The sequence below is a fragment of the Peribacillus sp. NPDC055009 genome, from assembly GCF_053608705.1.
Map to the genome: position 1 here is coordinate 145,719 of NZ_JBSGVZ010000009.1, position 19,686 is coordinate 165,404.

The following is a 19,686-nucleotide window of genomic DNA, read 5'->3' on the forward strand; positions in this document are numbered from 1 at the left end:
TGCCTTTAAGGCAGCTTTTCTTTATGTAATTATAGGGGCAATTTTTATTGCCGATATTATCTTCAGAATAAAGTACAGGCTACTGGAATCAATCTAATCACCTCCTTATTTGCATGAGGGCAATTGATAAAATTCGAAATAATATTATGGATTTTATATCTTTTGAATAGTTTCACATGTATCTAGATAATTAACATGAGAAATTTGAGTGAAACAAATGAGGGGCTTAAATGGATCAAGCTAGTGTTAATAACTTCGGAAAAAAAACTTTAGGACTATGATTGTCCAATATTCATATTGGACAAATTACGAGCTTACCAGAATATTTCAGTAAGATGCTTTTACTGACGGAACGATTATATTATCTAGATGGCTAAAAACTGATTGACATTGATAATCATTATCATTATTATATAAAGTAATATTTGATATTGATAATCATTTTCAATTAATACTCTTGCAAATTCCTATTCCCTGTCAATAAATATTAAAAGGCGTCAACATATTGAATAAACAGTTTTGGATCAGGAAGAAAAATGAAAATAGTTCAACCTTAAAAGAATAGAAAGGTAAGTCTGACAAAAAACAGTCAACTGACTAAGTTAGCGATAACAAATAAAATTCAATAAATATTGAATATGGGTGGAGGAGGAACATCTGTGGATAAAAATTTTATAATATTGGAACAATTTCAGCATCAAGTAAGCTGCTGCTGTCCTGGGCAAAAGCACCAACATATGATTGAGTTCCTTCAAGGTGATGTTTGGACAATTACAAACGAGCGGAAGTATGTTGATTGCTTAGGATGGCACTTTTTAATAGATATCAATAACGAGTTTCAGTTTTTTATGCATGTGGAAGATATTGAGGAACTGTATTCCAAGGGAAGCATTTGCTCCATTTTGGATTTGAATCTAAAAATTAACCATTTAAGCTTTAAAATAAACGAAGCCCTCGATGCACATGATAGGCAGTCGTTTCTTTCATTTGCCGATGAACTGAGTAACGTACAGAAAATAAAGAATAAAATCAACACTGGAGATTTACATGCTTTTTGGGAAAACACGACAATTTTATGAACATATTCAATAAAGATGCAATTGGCTTTTATATTTCAAAAACATCGATACCTATCTTTTTTGCTAATAGGTGTGGAAATTCAATTTCACCAAATTTAAATTAAAGGTGATAATGCTGCTGAGTAGTTTGAATTTTTACTAATAATCATCAGTGTTGGAAGGGGAACTTATCATGTCTAAAATCCTTATGATTTTTGCCAGTATGAGTGGAAATACAGAAGAAATGGCGGATATCATTATAGAAGGAATCACAGAAATCAGTGATGTGAATATCGAAAAGATAGATATAATGGAAGGTCCTGAAGCCTCCATACTTGGAGAGTACGATGGTATCTTATTAGGTGCATATACGTGGGGAGACGGAGAATTACCGGATGATTTTTTAGACTTTTATGAGGAAATGGATCATATTGATTTAACTGGCAAGAAAGCAGCGGTGTTTGGATCCTGCGATTCCTCTTACTCACAATATGGTGCGGCCGTAGATATTTTGTCCGAAAAATTAAGGGAACAGGGTGCTGATATCGTCCTGGAAGGGTTAAAAGTAGAATTAAACCCAGATGATGAGGATATCAAAAACTGCCGAAATTTCGGGAGGGATTTTATAAAGAATAGTCTTGTCTCTTCAATATAGAATTAGCTATTTTATGAGGAAAGAGAGGTGAGGGGAATGATGGGTAAGGAACATCGGATTTCCATTGCTACTTTAACTGATTACCATTTACAAGATTTTATAAGATGTCCTTATCAATTTTACTTTCATCATATAGAAGGAAAAATCACAACTCGATTGGATTGGAGGAAAATGGTTCAAGCTGTGGTTAATCAAGTTGTAAGCCGCTATTATAAACTGCCTCCAATATGTCAGACATCTAAGAAAGTTATGGAGTTAATAGATGATCATTGGAGTGCCATTGATGTACGTCAGTTCGAGTCAAGGAGTCATTATTATATGGCTCTTGCTAATATAACTGACCATTTACTCCAATTTTTAACTTCCAAAAAAATTCAAAATCCACCTTTATTTTTATATGAAAAGTTTAACATCAATATTGAGGAGTTGGGGACCGAACTCTCCTTGACTTTTGAAGTAGCAGAATGGTCAAGCGGCTCATACATCATAAAAAAATATGTAGTTGATACACACGAAGAAATGAACTTATTATTTACTAATATGATTTCGGTGTTTTGTGAAAGGGCATTTGGTCAATTACCGGCAAGAATAGAGATTTTCTCGCTTATGGAAGGCAAAATAGAAACTTATATTCCAACGATGAATGATGTTTCGGATGGATTGGAATACCTCAACATAATCAAGAATCTTTTACAAGAACCAAAAAAGTATTTGAAAACGAATTCTTTACTGGTTTGCAAAAGCTGCTCTTATCAAAAAAGGTGTTATGACGGTAATAATACAAACCAAGAAATGGCGAATTTTCAATAATTTTATATATGTTCAGAAAACCTCGGATTATATCAGGTTATGGACAAAAGCATACATACAGATCAAGGTTGTTCCAATACTTATCTCTTAGTATATAAAAGGTGTGTATAAGGATGGATTACAAGATTGGTGCCAATAAGATTCTAATTGAGCTTACTAAGGGAGGTTGCTGAGGCAGCCTTTTTCTTTTTGGCTCTTTCTAGGCAGGATAGTTGAATAAAGATATCAAATATAAGTATTGGGGGAGTTGAAAGAAAATGAATGACGAAAAAATTGGCTCGGCTAGCGGAGTAGTAATAGCTGTAAGTAAAAGTGATAAACACACATTCAGCAAGGAAAATTGCAATAGTATAAAACTGCTGAAGGGTTTGGGCGTTGAAGGAGATGCCCATTCGGGTAAAACTGTTAAGCATCGTTCACGTGTAGCGCAGAACCCAAATCAACCTAACCTGCGGCAAGTGCACCTAATCCACTCAGAATTATTAGATGAATTGAAAGACAGGTTTAATGTTTCAACTGGACAAATGGGTGAAAATATTACCACAAAAGGTATCGATCTGCTTGAATTACCGAAGGATTCGTTACTATTTATTGGGGAAACAGCAGTTATTAAAGTAACAGGCCTACGAAATCCATGTGCCCAGATTGATCAATTTAAATCAGGACTTATGAACGCTGTTTTGGACCGGGATCTGCATGGGAACTTGATACGTAAAGCAGGAATAATGAGCATAGTTTTGGAAAGTGGTGTGGTTCACCCCGGGGACCTGGTTAGAATTCAATTACCACCGTTACCTCATACACCCCTTGAAAGGGTATAGTGTTTTCAATAGAACTGTTTTTATTTTCTTTAAAACAATTAGGGGGTTGCTGAGGCAGCCTTTTTCATATGCATTTAAAAGAAATTCGTTTGAAATATAGGTAAATTATGGTAATCTAAAATTAGAGGTGATTACTTGAGGAAATGCTTTGTTTTTATAAGCCTATTTTTTGTTTTATTCTTTTTATCAGCTTGTTCATCAAATCCTTCTCTGGAACTAGTGGATGCGAAAGTTGATATTGTTAAAGATAAGGATTTGCTCGGTGCAATTGTGATAACTGAAGGGGAAAGAAAGGGAGTTGAGCTGATCCCGACAGCTTTATTTTACGAATTCACCATTAAAAATACAGGTAATAAAACAGCAGATATTGAAGAAGTTGATAAAGGAATTGAACTTAAGATTGAGCCCAAAGACAAATTAAAAGCCGTGTCGGAAGACGTAATAGGCTTCAATATTTATGATCCTGAAGATTATAACGGGAGTGGTGTAGGGTTCGGTCATTCATTTTTACCGGTTCTTAATCCTGATCAAAAGGGTGAGTATACTCTTAACTACGATTTAGGTGTAAGCGAAGAAAATTCCCAAGTTCCACTGCTTGTACCTTCAAAAGAAAAATTAGCTAAACTTAAAGAGTATGCATTTGATGCTTTTTTAGTTGTGACAATTGATAATCAAGAAATAGCAAGATTTGACCTGAGTAAACTTAAAAACTAACGGGTGCTTTTTGAAGGTGGATTTAAAAGGTAAATTAAACTTGGTTCTGATATAAATTTGTTTTGAAGGAAGGTTGCTGAGGCAGCCTTTTTCTTATGGCACTAAAGGAGCGGGATAGCGGAAGTAAGCAATGGAATGATATGGTATATAGATAAGCAAACTGCTGAATAAGGAGGTTATTATATGAGTTATAAGAACACACTTATTACCATTTCAGAGGATTCAAAAGTTACTTCAGCAAAGGTACCTGTCATAAAAAACGAAAAACCCACAATTGCTTATATTGAACATGATTTAATTAACAATAACCCATATAAATTTACACAAGAAGACGTCCAATTTAAAACTTTTTTAATCAAGAGTCAAATAGAAGAGGAAAATACAGCTGAACTTCGAGAACAGTTCTTTTCAAAACCCAAGGCATGCTTCAGAGCTTCTACTTTGGTGAAAAATTATGGTTGGGGAATTCATTATGATAATCAAGGGAAAATTGCCATATATGATGTTAACAGTAAAATGTATAACCAATTGCTTAAGCAAGCTGACATTACAAAACTTAAAGGTATGCGTTCTAAAAGAAAATAAATACAAAATTACTTTTATATACGGGGCAGGTTAGAATACGTAAGATTGTATTATAAATACAAGGGGGGATATATAGAAATGATGAAAAAAAGTAAACAAAATGCTGAACATTACATATGGGGAGATAATTGTGATGGGAGTTTAGCGTAAGAAGGTATAGAATAACAGAATATTTCCAACAGAACCTATTCATAGGGGGTGCTTAGTTTGAATAATCACAATGAAACGCCTGAAGAGAAAAGAGAGAGATTAAGACAAGAAGAACTTAAAAAAAATCCAATAGGTACATTAAAAGATGGATTTAATGGAAATGGCAATTTAGCAGACTTAGTTGGTGGTTTAGGTTGGAAAGGAATGGGGATATTAATTGTTGTTTTAATAGTTGGATATGTTTTATATAAACTGTTTTTTTAAAGATGTTACTTAACCTTCTTCAACTAAAGGGTACTTACTTCATATCACGAGCTGATCAGCATCTCCTTTTCTTATTATTAACATAAGTACCTTTCAGAAATAATGAAAATATAAAAAAACTTGGCGTGATCAACAATATTTAAATGATTAAGGGAGGAAGAATTATGTCAATTAACGTAAGACCAAGAAGAATGATTTTAGATTTAGCAGTTACTTTAGATGGTTTTATAGAAGGAAAAAATGGGGAAGTTGATTGGTGCATCATGGACCCTGAGATGGGGTTTATTAATTTCTTAAATCAAATTGATACTATTTTATATGGAAGAAAAAGCTACGATTTATGGGGACAATTCACTCCAGGAATTGAAGATGCGGATACTGAAAAAGAACTTTGGGAAATGGTTCATAGTAAAGAAAAATACGTGTTTTCCAGAACGCAAAAAGGGACTGAAAATAAAGCGATCTATATAAATGATAATATTGTTGAAGAAGTAAATAAATTAAAGAATAAACCTGGTAAAGACATCTGGCTATATGGCGGAGCAAGTCTTATTACAACATTTATCAATTTAGGGCTTGTTGATGAATTTAGATTATCTGTTCATCCTGTTATTTTGGGAGAAGGAAAACCTTTGTTTATTGATATAAAGCAGAGGTTAAATCTAAAATTGGTTAATACAAGAACGTTCTCCTCTGGCGTTGTGCAACTAATATATCATTTGAATGAAAATTAATTATAGTGTTCATTCGTAAATATGCGATAGTTATTGTTGTCATTTCCCTTCAACAATCGGGCGCTTTAATGGTGCAATGAAAAAGCTTAATTTCTTAATGCTCAGAAATTAGGCTTTTTAATATTGTGAGCATGATTTAATTAAATAACCTATATAAATAAGAAGAAACCGGAATTATAGATAGTTCATGAACTTTAATTAAGCAAGGTTGATGAAGATGACGCAACAAAAGATGATTGAATTTAAGAAACTATAGTCATTTTTAATCATTTTAATAGTCAGTTTATTCTGATATTATGAAAGGGATAAAGATTGGAGGAGGAAATAACATAAAAAGCTTATTTTTAATCTTAAGTACCTTTGTGTTAGTTCTGGTAAGTGGAATCGTATTTGGTACTTCTTCTGCTCAAGCAAGTGTTCCTCAGTATTCTTTTCAAACAGAAGATGGAAAATGGGATGGTGAAATTGGAAATCCTAACAAAGGTAGTGACTTAGAGGTAGAACTGGTTTCCCCAATCTATTTAAAGACCTCTTCTGGAAGTAAGTTATTGACTAATTATAGTAACATATGGTCTCGTCTCTGCAATGCTAGTACTGGAAAGTGCACAGGCTATCATAGCTTAGCAGGTGGAAAGACATTATTCACAGATATGAAAATAGGTAAATTTTATGTTGATGTGAAAGATGGATACTCTTCTGGTAAAGTATCTGGAAAACTACAGATTGTTTTCAAATAACTTGTATTACTTGCTACCCACACTTGATGGGTAGCTTTTTTTATATGAAAAGTTTCTGAAATAAATTAAATCTAAGTATTTTTGTATAATTTTTTACGAAGATTGAGCTTTACCACTGCCTTTTACGGAAAAGAAGTGAAGTTTACTGACAGAACTAGTACGTTACAAACGCTACAAAGGGTGTCGAGCTAAATGGTGTTTGTGTAGACATGAAATAAAGTTTGATATTTTGTTAATGAACTTATGGGGCAGGTTAGTTGAACAAGGATTGAAGCTTTATTAATTTAGGAATCGTTTAAAAGAGAGTGGCGGGTAGGAAACGATTACGATTATGGGTGGTGGTGTATAATTGAAACTTTTAGTAAATGCGGCAACGAACTTACGAGAGCCTATATTTCCGGATTTCAAGGAGAATTTCTGATAAACAAAAAACCAAGAGGTCTTTTCACCGATAGTCCGATTTACAGCAAGTATCTTCTTATGTTTGCTCTAAATGTGGGTATTTAGAGTTCTATGTAGAACAACCTGTGAAAAGGATTTCTACATCTTGAAAAGACTCAAGGTTGCTGAGGTAACCTTTTTCATATGTTATTAACGGGTGCGTTAGCTGAAAATCGGAGCGTCTTTAAGGCAGCTCTTTTCTTATGGAACTAAAGGAACAGGTTAGTTGAATAACAATTGTTGAATTTTATTAAGAAAAATAAATAAAAATTGACTAGAGAAAAAGTTAATGCTAAATTTAACTAACGAACGGTCGGAAGGTTGGGAAATTGACTGCAGAGCGAATTAAAGAAGTTGCCTTAAAGTATTTCGCACAAAATGGATATTGGCGTGGACTTTCTAATGATTAATGGTCTTGGAGGGGATTTTATGAAACGAAATTGGGCATATGTTATCATTGCCGGTATTATTGCTTGGTATTTGCATTGGCGTGGACTTTCTAATGATTAATGATCTTGGAGGGAATTTTATGAAACGAAATTGGGCATATGTTATTATTGCCGGTATTATTGAGGTAATGTGGGCAATGGGGTTGAAGTATTCAAATAATTTGATTACTTGGGCCGGTACATTTTTTCTTATATATGTATCCTTTGTTGTATTGATGAAAGCTACAAAAAAACTACCCGTTGCTACTGTCTATGCTGTCTTTACAGGAATAGGAACAGCGGGAACAGTCTTGGTGGAAATGGTGGTTTTTGGAGAACCTTTCAGTTGGACAAAAATATTGTTTATTCTCCTGCTTCTGTCTGGTGTAGTAGGATTAAAACTTGTCACAACTGAACCAAGCAAGAAAGAAGGTGCAGTATAAATGGCTTGGTTATATCTTATCTTGGCTGGAACTTTTGAAGTAGTTGGGGTTACGGGTATGAATAAAGTTGTTAAAGATAAAAACTTACAGTCGTATATAGTATTGTTTATGGGATTTATAATTAGTTTTGGTTTTCTAAGTCTAGCTATGAAAACTCTCCCTATGGGAATCTCCTATGCGGTATGGACAGGGATTGGAACTGTGGGAGGAGTAATTATTGGAATGTTGTTTTATGGAGAATCAAAAGATTGGAAACGAATTTTATTTATAGGGGCAATTTTAGTAGCGGTAGTGGGGTTGAAATTGACATCATAAATAATATACGTTGTTGAACTAACGGGTGCTTTAGCTTATGATCGGAGCTGTCTTTAAGACAGCTTTTTCCTTATGCAATTAACGGGGCAGGATAGTTGTAGAAGAACTGATAAATAAAAACAGCCAGGTTCTGGCTGTTTTTATATAAAAAATCCAAATGCTTGAAATAAAAACTAAAATTCAATCAGACTTATGGGATCATTTTATTAATTCCAGTTTTTCTCTATAAATTGAACTGCGGGTTGTAAATTTGTTTTGTTAGCAATTGAAATGACAGCTGGAACCACAGAAGGGTCCGTTTTGGAGAAATTGGGGATCCGTGGATTTAACCGAAAAAAACGATTTCCTAGAAGCTGAGAACTGACCATGGATTCATAGTAACCGGATCCACTAGCGACAATCTGTAGAAATGGCAGTAAGGGTTCATTGGGCGATCGGTCCAAAAGAACTCCCCAATTTGGGGGGAGGTTCTTCATATTTTCGGGACGTATGTTATCTGCACTTACCATCCCCCACCCCTTCGTATCTCTTCTTAATCGAGTCGGCTCTTCACCTGTTCCAATGGATAATACCGCAATTTGATCCAACGGCTGTTTGGCTTTCCCCACTGCAAACGCGATACTGGCTGTACTGGGGTTAGTTGCTACAGTATACCCATCCACATAGTTTTGATAGGCTCGTTGCGTCGCGGGAGCACCACTGCTCCGTAGTATTACATCACTCGCTTTCTCATTTAAATAGGGAGAGCCAGGAAAGTTGTGGAATAACACAGGAGTCCAACGATTCAGCTCCGGTGAGAATAAATGAAATGCAGGGACAACAATTCGTCTTTTTAAGTTTTTGAGGAGAAGATCTGATGGAAAAAATGTTTGTACCGCTTTAATGAAACCAGAATATGGCAATTGTTGATTGAAAACAGGTCCACCTGGTCGGGAAACGCTGAAAGCCGGCAGGATTTTATCCTTAAAAAACTGGAGTGTCTCCTTCGGCGATCTTCCACTTGCTAACGCAAGGGCAGTGAATGAACCGATTGAATTTCCCGAAAAAACATTGGTTCGACTAATTAATTTTGGGTTTTGCTGAGCCAGTCTGTTCAAAAGTTGTAAACTTAAAGCACCTAAGGTGCCGCCTCCATCAAAGGACATGATCCGGTATTTTGTCAAAGCTGATTTCTCCCTTCTAATCAGGTCACAAGTATCATTCAGTATATGTTTATTTTTCAGGGGCAGGATTATGTAGCTAAACATCCAAGAAAAGACTTCATCGAGTATAAAAAAAACTACGACGAGGATAGAGGAGACTACGTTTGAGTGGCAGTACGGGCAAGCCGAACAGGAATTATTATGCACGTACTTTGTTTGTAATGGGTGAAGAGAAAGTCAGAAAGTACAACCAAAAAAACTTGAAAGAAAATAAAAAAGCCATAGCGGTAGGCTACGGCTGCCTGTTCCGTCCTCAAACAGGCTATTTTGCAACCTTATGCACAAAAGGTTATTGATGATTATTATTATTAAATATCTTGCGATCCTTTAAGATGGAGATCGCTTTTTCCAACAACAGGATTGTGAACAATTAAATTAATTAATTGTCTTTTTGCTCTGTTTTTACTGTCATAAATGCACACGGTGCTGCGGCATCTCTTTTTCTTATTCAACAAACGAAGCAGTAGAGTTGAATAAGAAATAACTTTACAAGGCTCTGTTAAATAACTATGTTGATTTGCAGCTAAAATAATAGCTTGGCAAAAACGCCAAGCTATTATTATTTGTTTGGTTAGAACGTTGGTTTGACTATATTTCATATCTTCCATAGTCATTACCCAATATTAATATCCCCTATTAAGTAGAGTGATGCTTTTCCAGCCATCTTTACCCGTGTGTCCTCGTGCTTACAAAAAAGTGTACCGCCTCTATTGGATAACTGTCTTGCTACCATTTCACGTTTCTTTAGTTTCTCTCCCCAAAAGGGCACTAAACCGCAGTGGGCAGAACCGCATACTGGGTCCTCATTTACCTTTAACTTTGGGAAAAATGCTCTTGAAACAAAATCATAATCATTTCCTTTGGCGGTAACAATAACTCCAAGACCCTCTGGCAACTGTTCTAGTTTTGAAAAGTCAGGACTTAGATTTTTCACTGCTTCTTCTGACTCTAATACAAATAACAAATCTCTATTTAGATATGCTTCTATCGGTGTGGTTCCCAAAGCATCAATCATTTGTTCAGTAAGAGGTATCTCCTTTGAAGGGACAGTTGGGAAATCAAGTTCATACAAATCATCTTTTCTATTTACTGTAAGTACCCCACTCATCGTGTCGAATTGAATGGTTTTCAATTGCTTTTCAACATAGTTCATAATGACAAAAGCAGTTGCTAAAGTTGCGTGACCACAAAGGTTGATCTCTCCTCCAGGCGTAAACCATCTAAGTTTATAGTTTTCCGCACCTTTTACTGCAAATGCCGTTTCAGAAAGGTTATTTTCAATAGCAACCTTTTGCATAATGTCATCAGAAATCCATTCATTCATAACACAAACCCCAGCAGGATTTCCTTCAAAGACCTTTTCTGCAAATGCATCAACCACATAATACTTCATAATTTTTTCCTCCTAGATTAATCAAATTGAACGTAAAATGTTCAGGTGTTATACTTGAATATCCTTATATTAATGGGTATATATGTATAACAGTCAACTTGATCATATAACACTTAATTTTCAACACAGTGCTGATGGAGGCTTTATTATGAAGATTGAAATAAACAGGAACTCCAATATCCCGATTAATCAACAAATTTATGAGAATATAGCAGATAGAATAAGGTCAGGGGGGTTATCGGAAGATGAACGTTTGCCTTCCGTTAGAGCGTTAGCAAAACAATTAGGGGTAAGTGTACTTACAGTTGTAAGAGTGTATGCATTGTTAGAAAAAAATGAGTTAATTGAACGGATACAAGGGAAGGGGACATTTGTTAAAGCTAATATTACATCAGAAGATAAAGAGAATAATAAAAAGAACAATTTCGAGTGGCAATTATCCGTTTTAGATTATCTTCCCCGGACTCAATTTGGTACACATTATGGATCATTTGAAAACTGTTTTCAGTTTTCTGTTGCAGCGATTTGTCCATCTTTACTTCCGAATCGTTATCTGGAGAAAGAAATCCATTCAAATTTAGAAAAGAATCCCAGTATTTTATCAAGGTATGGACCTGCACAAGGGGATGAGGAACTTAGAAAAGCTATGAGCGAGTATCTTCGCAAACAAGATTTAAGTATTGACCATAAAGATATATTGGTAACTAATGGAACTCAACAAGGAATAGATTTGGTGGCGAAAACTTTTATAGGACCAGGTGATGTTGTGGTTACAGAAGCACCCACTTATCCTAATGCAATTGATACATTTCGTGCTCGTGGGGCTACTATTATTCCTGTTCCATTAGATAAAGAAGGAATGAGAATGGACCTGTTACAAAGAGTTTGCGAAATATATAAACCCAAAATGATATATACCATCCCTAACTTTCAGAATCCATCTGGAAGGGTTTTAAGTCGAAAAAGAAGGGAGCAATTATTAATATTTGCCCAAGAACATCAAATAATCATTGTAGAAGACGAACCCTGGAGTGAGATATTTTTTGACAAGAAACCTCCATCACCTATAAAAAGTCTTGATACAAATGGTTTCGTCATTTATTTAAAGGGGCTAAGCAAGACATTGGTTCCTGGTTGCCGGATAGGACTGCTGGCCGCAAATGGCACTCTGTTTAATCGTTTAGTGGCATCTAAAGTGAATACGGACCTTGGTAGTCCATTATTAACACAAAAGGCAATTCTCCCATTTTTTCATTCGAAAAGGATGGAGGACCATATGGAAAAGCTGAGATTTGCTTTGAAATTAAGAAGGGATAAAGTTATAGAACTCTTCAATTCCCATATGCCGAATGAAGTTCAATGGATTGAACCAACAGGTGGATTAAATATATGGGTATCCATTCCATCAGAGTGGAACACGAACCATTTATTAATCGAATGTCAAAAAGAGAATATTTACTTTCTTCCTGGTTCAGCTTGTTTCGCAGGAGAACCGGAAAACCATCATTTAAGGTTAAACTTTTCCTATTTATCGGATAGTGAATTAGAAAATGGAATTTTAAAATTTTGCAATATCACAAGAAAATTTTTATCTTCAAATCAACTATTTAGACAATCCCCCATTATGTAAAGAAAGGCTGCAACAAAAATCCTTTCAGATTAAAGTTTGATGGTTGTAAATTTTCAGTTCATCTCATAGAAATTGTATAAAGACCCTGGTTTCCTGCTTACGTAAGGAAGTCAGGGTTTTGACGTATCCGCAACCTGAATTTGTAGGTTTATCTATACAGAAGCAATATATAACCCTGCAATAACATACTATAAGCTTTTAAAGTTAGGATGTACAATTACATGAGGATATCTTGAAAGGAGTTTACCTCATGAATATTACATCTTTTGTATTTTACTGTTTTATTGTTACATTTACACCAGGACCCACTAATATCGTCATATTATCCACCGTGCATAACTCTGGTACAAAAAAGGCATTGGAATATACGTATGGAGCAACGATTGCTTTTGGTTTCTTACTTGCTATTTCTGCTATGTTAAATACGATACTTGCAACGATCATACCAAAAATTTTAATTGTTATGCAGATAATCGGAAGCTTTTATATGTTGTATCTTGCTTATCAAGTTTACAAAATGGATTCATCAAAACCAACTGTAAACCAAACGGGTACCTTTATGTCTGGATTTCTTACGCAGTTTTTAAATCCAAAGGTAGTACTATTTACAATGACTGTCATTCCTACGTATATTATGCCCTATTATGTCTCAATGCCTGCGGTTACAATAAGCGTTATCGCTATAACTGTTATAGGATTCTTAGCATTTATTACATGGGTACTTTTTGGTGCAATCTTCAAGGAGTTTTTACAGAAGCATAAAAAGATTGTTAATATATTGATGGCAGTGTTTTTAGTTTATGCTGCAGTCATGATCTGGATGTAGGTAGCTACTTAAGAGGTGAATGAAATGGATAAATTTATCTATAAAAAATCGGCGGGTATTACGGCTTTGTCAGCAAGTATTTCTGATTTCACATATAAGAAACACTCTCATAAAGAGTATGCAATAGGAGTCACACTGCGTGGCATTCAACACTATAACTTGGATGGCAGTTTACACTTGTCCTATCAAAATGGCGTTATGCTTTTTAATCCGGAACAGGCACATGACGGAATGGCACATGATGAGACAGGACTAGATTATGTGATGCTATATATTGAGCCACAATTGCTTCTGGAGGTTATTGAGAAGAAGGATATCATACGCTTTTCAAATCCCATTGTGTATGATTATAGGCTTAAACAAGGAATACTAAGTCTTTCTAATGCAATATTAAGCGAAAAAGACGAGGCATTGTGCAGTGAATTACTGTTATCCCTCACAGATAACCTTATTCAAACTGATCTTTCTACAGACTATAAGAAAGATAACACTCTAATTAGAAAAGCGAAGGATATGCTTCACACCAACTTAGAAACTATACCTAAACTTGACGAGCTATGTAAAGAGCTTGATTTATCGAAATTTAAGTTTATCCGGTTATTCAAGACTCATACTGGCATTTCACCATATCAATACTTTCTTAACTGCAAGATAGAATATGCAAAGCAGTTAATAGAAAAAAATAGAGATATTCATTCAGCTGTAGCTGAATGTGGTTTTGTTGATTTAACCCATTTAAATAAACACTTTAAAAGCGTATACGGAACAACAGCCTTTGAATATATTTCACATTTAAATTGATTAGTAGTTTGTTCGATTATTATTGGTGACTTTAAGGAGGAATGGCTTATTAAAAAATCCAGTATTATTTTCTTTGAAAGAAAATTCCCAAGTGCAAACATGTTCCTTATTAAGGATCAGCTCCCGGTCCTTATTGATACTGGTTTTGGAAGTGATGTGAAAGATACAGAGCAATTAATTAAAGAAGTAGGCATTTCACCAGAAGAATTACACCTTATTGTGAACACGCACTATCATAGTGACCATGTAGGAGGCAATTTTCATTTTCAAAAAAATTATGGAGTAAGGATTGGTGCTTATAAATGGGAAGCAGAATTAATTAATTCTTGCGACTCGGAAGCCTGTAGTTCAGAATGGTTAGATCAGCCTGTAGAACCTTATCGAGTCGATCTAAAGTTCTCTGATAACGATGATATTAATACAGGAAGCAGAACGTTAAAAATCTTGCACACACCAGGACATACGTTAGGACATATTTCTTTATATGAACCGGAAGAAGAAGTATTAATTTGCGGGGATCTCTTCCACAAAGGTGATATCGGATGGTTAAATATCTTTCGAGAGGGTGTTTCATCTATCCAACGATCGATAGAAAGTTTGGATCGGTTGGCCATGCTTCGAATTCAACATGCATATTCAGGACATGGACCACAAATAGAGAATCCTCTGGCTGCCATTGATACAGCAAGGGAACGGTTTGAAAAGTGGCTCAGAATGCCAGAAAAAGTTGCATGGCATGCCTGCAAAAGGATTTTTTCATTCACATTAATCATTAAAAACGGATTGACAAAAGAAGAACTCGATAACTACCTACTAAAGTGTGGTTGGTTCCAAGATTTTGCACGCTACTCTTTCCAACTTCAGCCAGAAGAATTTATCCCAATCCTGCTCGATGAAATGATTCGTTCTGGAGCAGCAAGCTGGCACAATAATCATTTAATTGCTTCCACCCCATACCAAGCACCACAAAAGAAATGGATGAATAAGAACATAAAGCCGAAAGATTGGAAACCTCAAGATTTTCTCACATAAGGATATCTGAAAAACGTTTCTGGTTTCTATGCAGCGTAATTATCTTCCTTGCCTCAGATAAAAATCTTATATCCAAAAGCTTAATCGAAAACAAATTACCAAAAAAATTCTTCAATGACGCTGTTAGTTATTAAGATATAAAATTCGCGTTTTTTCCGCGGGCATTAATCAACTTCATAAAACTTTCAGGAGGGATTTAAATGTCATTAAAAGTAGGAGATATCATTACGTTTGAACGGACTTTTACAGTAAGGGATGTTGAATTATTTACAGAGATTTCAGGTGATGAAGGGAATCATCATATAACCCCAGATGAACAGGGAAGACTTGTAATTCAAGGGTTATTAACGGCAACTCTACCAACAAAAATAGGTGGAGATCATCACGTAATGGCTCGTACTATGAATTTTGAGTTTTTAAGACCTGTGTTTACCGGGGATACAATAATTTGTGAAGTTAAAATTGAAAAATATGAAAGGCAAGAAAATAATAGAACAGCTATTATTGCATTCTTTTTATGTAAAAATCAGTATGAAAAAGAAGTATTAAAAGGGGATTTTTCAGGTGTAATACTTTAAATTTTGGGGGGAATATGTGTCTTAATGAACTAACGGGTGCGTTAGCTGAAGAGTGAAGATGTCTTAAGGCAGCTTTTTAATGGTTCAGATTAGCTTAACCTGGACCATATAAACATTATTGTGGCGTATTTAGATTTTGTGCCCTTAATAAGCTTACAACTAACTCGAGGTTGAGTGAATAATTTCTTGTTACAAATACTATTAGTTTTCTTCTTTCAATAAGGAAGGTTGTTGAAGCAGCCTTTCTCTATAGCACTATCGGGGCAGCTTAGTTGAAGAAGGTAATTGTCTTTTTCGTCTAGAATATGTCTATTGAGAACTGTGGAGTAAAAAAACCTGTTTTGCCAAAAGGCTAATTTATCAATGCAATTGCAGTATCAATCAATATTTTAGGAGGGGTTCAAATGGATAAAAGAGTTCAATTTGACTTTGAAATAGAGTTTACTAATGGCGGTGGGCTTCAAGGGCAGGAATTCCGCCTTGATATTGATGGAGATGACATTACTGACCAAGAGTTAGCCAAGTATATTGTAGAGGATATGAGGTTACTAATGGTTGGGGAAGTTAAGATATTTAATAAAAAAATAATTAATGAAATACATAAACGAAAACCTGTTGATGAGAACTCTGAAAAGTAATCGACTTCTTCAGCTAACAAGTGCGTTAGCTAAGATTGGAGCTGCCTTTAAGGCAGCTTTTTCTTATGCAATAAACGAGGTTGTTGAACAAACCTACATATATATTGTTGCAGTGTTTATTGAAAACGAAGAATTAAATTTAAAACCATAGAATAAGTATTAGATGGTAAAAGGGATTTCCTTAGTTATTTTTTCTTCTTTTGAATTTCTTTCCTGCTTATAAAACTACCCTAAGGTGAGTGAACATGAAAAATAGAATAAAAATAAAAATGATAAAAATACTCAGCGGAAACAGGGAAACTAGATTAACCGTTCAAGTTGCAGATACTCAAAGAAAAAGAGATAAGGGCTTAATGTTTGTTGGGAAATTACCCGAAAACGAGGGGATGTTATTTGTGTTTCCAGTAAAAATATATGGTGGCTTTTGGATGAAAAACACATTAATTCCTTTATCTATTGCTTTTCTTGATTCAGATGGGGAAATTCTAAAAATACTACATATGGAGCCTTGTAAAGAAGATATATGTCCTACCTATGATCCAGGAATTTCTTATCACTATGCAATTGAAGTGAATCTTGGCTGGTTTGAAAAGAATCAAATTAAAGAAGGGGATTATGTAAGATTTTATTGAAATTCATCTCACCTTACCTCTAGTTTTAGTGGTGAGGTGATTTTTTAGGTAAAATTACTGAAAAAAGGGTGCATTGGCTGAAGGTAGGAGCTGTCTTTAAGGTAGCTCTTTCTGATGCAGCTATTGGTCAGTTTATAGGAGTGCCATTTGATCTTTGTTCAAAGCTCTTTTCATAATGCTTATTGATTTTAAGTAACATGAGGGGTAATTTACTTTTTATGGTATTGTAAATACAGGGACTTATTCAGCTAAAGAGCAGTTATTACAAACGTTTATCTGAAACGATTGAATTGTGCTTTCTTAAGGGGGGATTAGCATAAATCGCTCACGGACCAATATGTTTCTCTTATTTTTGGCAATCCTATTTTTCGCAGGTATTATTCTTTTTTCATATAGGTTGTTTGTTTGGGGATTATTGCCACTCATATTCTTGCTTATTCTCTACATCTCACCTAATAAATACCGTTCATCAGTTTCTCTGTTCATTTTCTTCTTATTAGGTACATTGGTGTATCAACTCGGAAGCAGCTATATCAATGAATGGAACATATCCAAAGAAATGAAAATCATAATAAACAGATGTTTACTTATGTTCATTATGATTGGAACAATGATTTCACTATTGTTGTCTAAGCAGAAGATATTTTTCTACACACTATTACCAGATTGGCACAGGCGTATCACAATGCCGTTTCATACAATTAAATTACCGTATTTTTTACTTATTGGGCTAATGGTATCGAGCACATTACTTATACCATTATTTAGTCAAGAAATGAGCGATTTAAAAACAGTATTACTTTTCGGTATATTGTTTGCCATCATAAACGCTACACTTGAAGAAGTAATTTGGAGAGGTATTATGTTATCTAGTTTAAAAAGAAATGTTTCCACCTTTTATGCTGTCGTAATAACCAGTATCGGGTTCGGGCTACTACATATATCAATTGGAATTCCTGTAATCATAAGCTTACTTTTTTCTTTTGGGGGGCTTTTTTATGCAATCGTAGTTTTAAAGAGCGATAGTATATATCCATCCATAGTTTTTCACATTGTTATCAACTTGGGTATGGTTTTCAATGGCTGGATAATTTGAACTTATTCCAAACCGGGTTCTTAATGTACTACCGGGTGCTTTAGCTGAAAAATCGGAGCTGTCTTTAAGGCAGCTTTTCCTTTTTGCAACTTCGGGGCAGATTAAGATATATCCATCTGTTTAATTGAGTGCCAGCTCATGTTATAATGAATAGCTTACGATAATTACTGTTTCTGAACGGATGCCAGAAAAGCCTCCGCATAGCGATAAAATATGGAGGTGTAAGAGAATGAATAAACAATGGACGATTGGTAAAATTAAAGAATTTGTTGAGAACAATTCGGAAAGTAAGTTGCTGACGACGGAATATCACGGTTTTTCTCAAAAGTTACTATTTAAATGTACATGTGGCAGCAACTTTGAAAAAACATTCAAGAAATTCAAAAATAATAACCAACGTAAATGTGATGTGTGCCAACCGCCTAAAGCGGCACGATAACATATAGTGAATAAACCGAAGTGCTAATTTCTATTAAAGAGAAGTTGGCACTATTTTTATTTTGAGAAATAAAAGTGGATTTCACTAAAGGGGAGTTTAGACGAATAATCCTTCTGGAACTACCGGGTGCTTTAACGGAAGATCGGAGCTGAAGCTTTTTCTTTGTGCAACTAAATACCCAGGAAAGTTGAGTAGCATGTTACAATAAAAGGCGGTTTGCGTAAATTTTTTCTAATAATAATTTTAAAGAAGCGGGATCAGCTAATAGTGAGGTGCGGAATGAAAAGTTCGAAAAAGAGAAAAAAACAATCCGAAAAAATATTAAAGACCCTAAAGGTACCAATAAATAAACATTTACCCTTAACGGAAAATGAAGAAGAAGTTTCCCTTAGAACAAAGGAAGAAATTATAAACAGAATTATTTCATTAGCAATAGTCTCAGCAAAAGCCATGGAGGCTCCGCCAGAAAAAATTGAGGAATTTATTGAAAGGTATAATGCTAATGAATTATTCACAGAAGAGGAACAAAATTTTTTAAAGAAAAAACAACCTAATCAGAACGAGCTGATCCAATACTCTTGGAAGTTAGAATGTATTTGGCTTCTGCTTTGGTCTGTAAATCTAATATCCGATATAGATGTCCCAGCCGATACGTGCAATGCTGAATATGTTTTTGAGAAGGTTTTTTCTCTTCATTCTAAACAAGAGCTGCTTGGTGAATCCACTTTAAAACCAACCAGTGATATATTAGATAGTCTTGATTTTATATATAGGGCACATTGGGCGGTACGAGAAGCCCAAATAAATCATTTGGAAGTTGCATCATCTCTAGATGAAGGCGTTGTATATGAAAGGCACTACACTCTTAATTGGCTAGTGAATTATATGGATCAAGAATGGGAGGAAATAAGTACAGATACATAAAAGCTGCAATACATACTTTTTTGCTCCTATATCAGGGTTAAATGTGAAGTTATCCACTTAATTTAACAGGTAGGAAGGTTGCTCAGGCAGCCTTTTTCTTATGGCACTACGGAGGCAGGCTAGCTGAATAAGGGACGAATTACCAGTACAAAAGTTTTGATATTTTGAGATAATCAATAAGCACCAAGACTTTGATTTGTGCTTGGTTTTAGGTATGTATAAAATTAAGTAAACATTTCATGGGGAATGTATACTAGGTCTATCAATCGGAATATTTATTGCGGCCTAAGGCAATACACAGATAAAATTACATATAAATTGTAGGTTCCATAAAATAAAT

25 protein-coding genes are annotated in these 19,686 nt (G+C 34.8%); 22 read left to right on the forward strand and 3 right to left on the reverse strand.

Annotated elements, in window-relative coordinates; translation table 11 throughout:
• Positions 1 to 659 precede the first annotated feature (659 nt).
• From ACWF5P_RS15495 to ACWF5P_RS15545, 11 genes are all read left to right on the forward strand, one after another.
• A complete protein-coding gene (locus tag ACWF5P_RS15495) occupies positions 660 to 1,079 on the forward strand; it encodes an IDEAL domain-containing protein (RefSeq protein ID WP_101225807.1) in 420 nt (139 codons plus the stop codon).
• Between the two features lie 172 nt (positions 1,080 to 1,251).
• Entirely contained in the window at positions 1,252 to 1,713 is a 462-nt protein-coding gene (locus tag ACWF5P_RS15500; protein ID WP_452445047.1) for a flavodoxin, read from the forward strand.
• Between the two features lie 36 nt (positions 1,714 to 1,749).
• Entirely contained in the window at positions 1,750 to 2,523 is a 774-nt protein-coding gene (locus tag ACWF5P_RS15505; RefSeq protein WP_452445048.1) for a hypothetical protein, read from the forward strand.
• A gap of 257 nt (positions 2,524 to 2,780) precedes the next feature.
• Entirely contained in the window at positions 2,781 to 3,344 is a 564-nt protein-coding gene (locus ACWF5P_RS15510; RefSeq protein ID WP_452445049.1) for an MOSC domain-containing protein, read from the forward strand.
• A 135-nt stretch (positions 3,345 to 3,479) separates the two neighbouring features.
• Positions 3,480 to 4,058 (forward strand): hypothetical protein, encoded by a 579-nt coding sequence (locus ACWF5P_RS15515; RefSeq protein WP_452445050.1) that lies wholly within the window; start codon positions 3,480 to 3,482, stop codon positions 4,056 to 4,058.
• Between the two features lie 183 nt (positions 4,059 to 4,241).
• The gene (locus ACWF5P_RS15520) at positions 4,242 to 4,643 is read left to right on the forward strand and encodes a DUF6157 family protein (RefSeq protein WP_452445051.1); all 402 of its coding nucleotides are present in this window, start codon (positions 4,242 to 4,244) and stop codon (positions 4,641 to 4,643) included.
• 207 nt (positions 4,644 to 4,850) lie between these two features.
• Positions 4,851 to 5,057, forward strand: a complete 207-nt coding sequence (locus tag ACWF5P_RS15525) for a DUF6366 family protein (RefSeq protein WP_101225813.1) — start codon at positions 4,851 to 4,853, stop codon at positions 5,055 to 5,057.
• A gap of 164 nt (positions 5,058 to 5,221) precedes the next feature.
• A complete protein-coding gene (locus ACWF5P_RS15530; RefSeq protein WP_452445052.1) occupies positions 5,222 to 5,791 on the forward strand; it encodes a dihydrofolate reductase family protein in 570 nt (189 codons plus the stop codon).
• A 296-nt stretch (positions 5,792 to 6,087) separates the two neighbouring features.
• Positions 6,088 to 6,528, forward strand: a complete 441-nt coding sequence (locus ACWF5P_RS15535; RefSeq protein WP_230178850.1) for a hypothetical protein — start codon at positions 6,088 to 6,090, stop codon at positions 6,526 to 6,528.
• A gap of 970 nt (positions 6,529 to 7,498) precedes the next feature.
• The gene (locus ACWF5P_RS15540; protein WP_452445053.1) at positions 7,499 to 7,840 is read left to right on the forward strand and encodes a DMT family transporter; all 342 of its coding nucleotides are present in this window, start codon (positions 7,499 to 7,501) and stop codon (positions 7,838 to 7,840) included.
• Positions 7,841 to 8,155, forward strand: a complete 315-nt coding sequence (locus ACWF5P_RS15545) for a DMT family transporter (RefSeq protein ID WP_101225815.1) — start codon at positions 7,841 to 7,843, stop codon at positions 8,153 to 8,155.
• A gap of 206 nt (positions 8,156 to 8,361) precedes the next feature.
• Here the strand turns inward: ACWF5P_RS15545 and ACWF5P_RS15550 are convergent, their stop codons facing one another.
• Positions 8,362 to 9,318, reverse strand: coding sequence for a patatin-like phospholipase family protein (locus tag ACWF5P_RS15550; RefSeq protein WP_101225816.1), 957 nt, complete (start codon positions 9,316 to 9,318; stop codon positions 8,362 to 8,364).
• Positions 9,319 to 9,461: 143 nt separating this feature from the next.
• Between ACWF5P_RS15550 and ACWF5P_RS15555 the strand changes: the two genes are divergently transcribed.
• The gene (locus tag ACWF5P_RS15555) at positions 9,462 to 9,653 is read left to right on the forward strand and encodes a hypothetical protein (RefSeq protein WP_452445054.1); all 192 of its coding nucleotides are present in this window, start codon (positions 9,462 to 9,464) and stop codon (positions 9,651 to 9,653) included.
• Between the two features lie 12 nt (positions 9,654 to 9,665).
• Here ACWF5P_RS15555 and ACWF5P_RS15560 read toward each other — a convergent pair whose 3' ends face one another.
• Together ACWF5P_RS15560 and ACWF5P_RS15565 are read right to left on the reverse strand one after the other, a co-directional pair.
• The gene (locus ACWF5P_RS15560; RefSeq protein ID WP_452445055.1) at positions 9,666 to 9,965 is read right to left on the reverse strand and encodes a hypothetical protein; all 300 of its coding nucleotides are present in this window, start codon (positions 9,963 to 9,965) and stop codon (positions 9,666 to 9,668) included.
• A 5-nt stretch (positions 9,966 to 9,970) separates the two neighbouring features.
• Entirely contained in the window at positions 9,971 to 10,750 is a 780-nt protein-coding gene (locus tag ACWF5P_RS15565) for a PhzF family phenazine biosynthesis protein (protein WP_452445056.1), read from the reverse strand.
• A gap of 148 nt (positions 10,751 to 10,898) precedes the next feature.
• Here ACWF5P_RS15565 and pdxR point away from each other — a divergent pair, with 148 nt between their 5' ends.
• From pdxR to ACWF5P_RS15615, 10 genes are all read left to right on the forward strand, one after another.
• Positions 10,899 to 12,380: a MocR-like pyridoxine biosynthesis transcription factor PdxR gene (pdxR, locus tag ACWF5P_RS15570; RefSeq protein WP_452445057.1), complete on the forward strand. Its 1,482-nt coding sequence runs from the start codon at positions 10,899 to 10,901 to the stop codon at positions 12,378 to 12,380.
• Positions 12,381 to 12,630: 250 nt separating this feature from the next.
• Positions 12,631 to 13,206: a LysE family translocator gene (locus tag ACWF5P_RS15575; RefSeq protein ID WP_452445058.1), complete on the forward strand. Its 576-nt coding sequence runs from the start codon at positions 12,631 to 12,633 to the stop codon at positions 13,204 to 13,206.
• 24 nt (positions 13,207 to 13,230) lie between these two features.
• Positions 13,231 to 14,007, forward strand: coding sequence for an AraC family ligand binding domain-containing protein (locus tag ACWF5P_RS15580; protein ID WP_452445059.1), 777 nt, complete (start codon positions 13,231 to 13,233; stop codon positions 14,005 to 14,007).
• Between the two features lie 99 nt (positions 14,008 to 14,106).
• Positions 14,107 to 15,039, forward strand: a complete 933-nt coding sequence (locus ACWF5P_RS15585; RefSeq protein WP_452445060.1) for an MBL fold metallo-hydrolase — start codon at positions 14,107 to 14,109, stop codon at positions 15,037 to 15,039.
• A 200-nt stretch (positions 15,040 to 15,239) separates the two neighbouring features.
• Positions 15,240 to 15,617, forward strand: coding sequence for a hotdog domain-containing protein (locus ACWF5P_RS15590; protein ID WP_101225823.1), 378 nt, complete (start codon positions 15,240 to 15,242; stop codon positions 15,615 to 15,617).
• Between the two features lie 404 nt (positions 15,618 to 16,021).
• Positions 16,022 to 16,255 (forward strand): cyclase, encoded by a 234-nt coding sequence (locus tag ACWF5P_RS15595; RefSeq protein ID WP_434168578.1) that lies wholly within the window; start codon positions 16,022 to 16,024, stop codon positions 16,253 to 16,255.
• A gap of 245 nt (positions 16,256 to 16,500) precedes the next feature.
• Positions 16,501 to 16,887 carry a DUF192 domain-containing protein gene (locus ACWF5P_RS15600; RefSeq protein ID WP_434168579.1) on the forward strand — a complete coding sequence of 129 codons (387 nt, stop codon included), beginning with the start codon at positions 16,501 to 16,503 and terminating at the stop codon, positions 16,885 to 16,887.
• A gap of 775 nt (positions 16,888 to 17,662) precedes the next feature.
• A complete protein-coding gene (locus tag ACWF5P_RS15605; RefSeq protein WP_260356673.1) occupies positions 17,663 to 17,983 on the forward strand; it encodes a CPBP family intramembrane glutamic endopeptidase in 321 nt (106 codons plus the stop codon).
• A gap of 229 nt (positions 17,984 to 18,212) precedes the next feature.
• A complete protein-coding gene (locus ACWF5P_RS15610; RefSeq protein ID WP_063235826.1) occupies positions 18,213 to 18,422 on the forward strand; it encodes a hypothetical protein in 210 nt (69 codons plus the stop codon).
• Between the two features lie 279 nt (positions 18,423 to 18,701).
• Positions 18,702 to 19,346, forward strand: coding sequence for a DUF4272 domain-containing protein (locus ACWF5P_RS15615; protein ID WP_434168580.1), 645 nt, complete (start codon positions 18,702 to 18,704; stop codon positions 19,344 to 19,346).
• Positions 19,347 to 19,686: the final 340 nt, after the last annotated feature.

Coding starts and splice junctions, on each gene's coding strand:
- ACWF5P_RS15520 (WP_452445051.1), top strand. CDS start 4,242: ATGAGTTATAAGAACACACTTATTACCATTTCAGAGGATTCAAAAGTT.
- pdxR (WP_452445057.1), top strand. CDS start 10,899: ATGAAGATTGAAATAAACAGGAACTCCAATATCCCGATTAATCAACAA.
- ACWF5P_RS15530 (WP_452445052.1), top strand. CDS start 5,222: ATGTCAATTAACGTAAGACCAAGAAGAATGATTTTAGATTTAGCAGTT.
- ACWF5P_RS15595 (WP_434168578.1), top strand. CDS start 16,022: ATGGATAAAAGAGTTCAATTTGACTTTGAAATAGAGTTTACTAATGGC.
- ACWF5P_RS15610 (WP_063235826.1), top strand. CDS start 18,213: ATGAATAAACAATGGACGATTGGTAAAATTAAAGAATTTGTTGAGAAC.
- ACWF5P_RS15590 (WP_101225823.1), top strand. CDS start 15,240: ATGTCATTAAAAGTAGGAGATATCATTACGTTTGAACGGACTTTTACA.
- ACWF5P_RS15615 (WP_434168580.1), top strand. CDS start 18,702: ATGAAAAGTTCGAAAAAGAGAAAAAAACAATCCGAAAAAATATTAAAG.
- ACWF5P_RS15565 (WP_452445056.1), bottom strand. CDS start 10,750: ATGAAGTATTATGTGGTTGATGCATTTGCAGAAAAGGTCTTTGAAGGA.
- ACWF5P_RS15505 (WP_452445048.1), top strand. CDS start 1,750: ATGATGGGTAAGGAACATCGGATTTCCATTGCTACTTTAACTGATTAC.
- ACWF5P_RS15605 (WP_260356673.1), top strand. CDS start 17,663: ATGAGCGATTTAAAAACAGTATTACTTTTCGGTATATTGTTTGCCATC.
- ACWF5P_RS15510 (WP_452445049.1), top strand. CDS start 2,781: ATGAATGACGAAAAAATTGGCTCGGCTAGCGGAGTAGTAATAGCTGTA.
- ACWF5P_RS15545 (WP_101225815.1), top strand. CDS start 7,841: ATGGCTTGGTTATATCTTATCTTGGCTGGAACTTTTGAAGTAGTTGGG.
- ACWF5P_RS15600 (WP_434168579.1), top strand. CDS start 16,501: ATGAAAAATAGAATAAAAATAAAAATGATAAAAATACTCAGCGGAAAC.
- ACWF5P_RS15500 (WP_452445047.1), top strand. CDS start 1,252: ATGTCTAAAATCCTTATGATTTTTGCCAGTATGAGTGGAAATACAGAA.
- ACWF5P_RS15585 (WP_452445060.1), top strand. CDS start 14,107: ATGTTCCTTATTAAGGATCAGCTCCCGGTCCTTATTGATACTGGTTTT.
- ACWF5P_RS15540 (WP_452445053.1), top strand. CDS start 7,499: ATGAAACGAAATTGGGCATATGTTATTATTGCCGGTATTATTGAGGTA.
- ACWF5P_RS15580 (WP_452445059.1), top strand. CDS start 13,231: ATGGATAAATTTATCTATAAAAAATCGGCGGGTATTACGGCTTTGTCA.
- ACWF5P_RS15535 (WP_230178850.1), top strand. CDS start 6,088: ATGAAAGGGATAAAGATTGGAGGAGGAAATAACATAAAAAGCTTATTT.
- ACWF5P_RS15560 (WP_452445055.1), bottom strand. CDS start 9,965: ATGGAAGATATGAAATATAGTCAAACCAACGTTCTAACCAAACAAATA.
- ACWF5P_RS15575 (WP_452445058.1), top strand. CDS start 12,631: ATGAATATTACATCTTTTGTATTTTACTGTTTTATTGTTACATTTACA.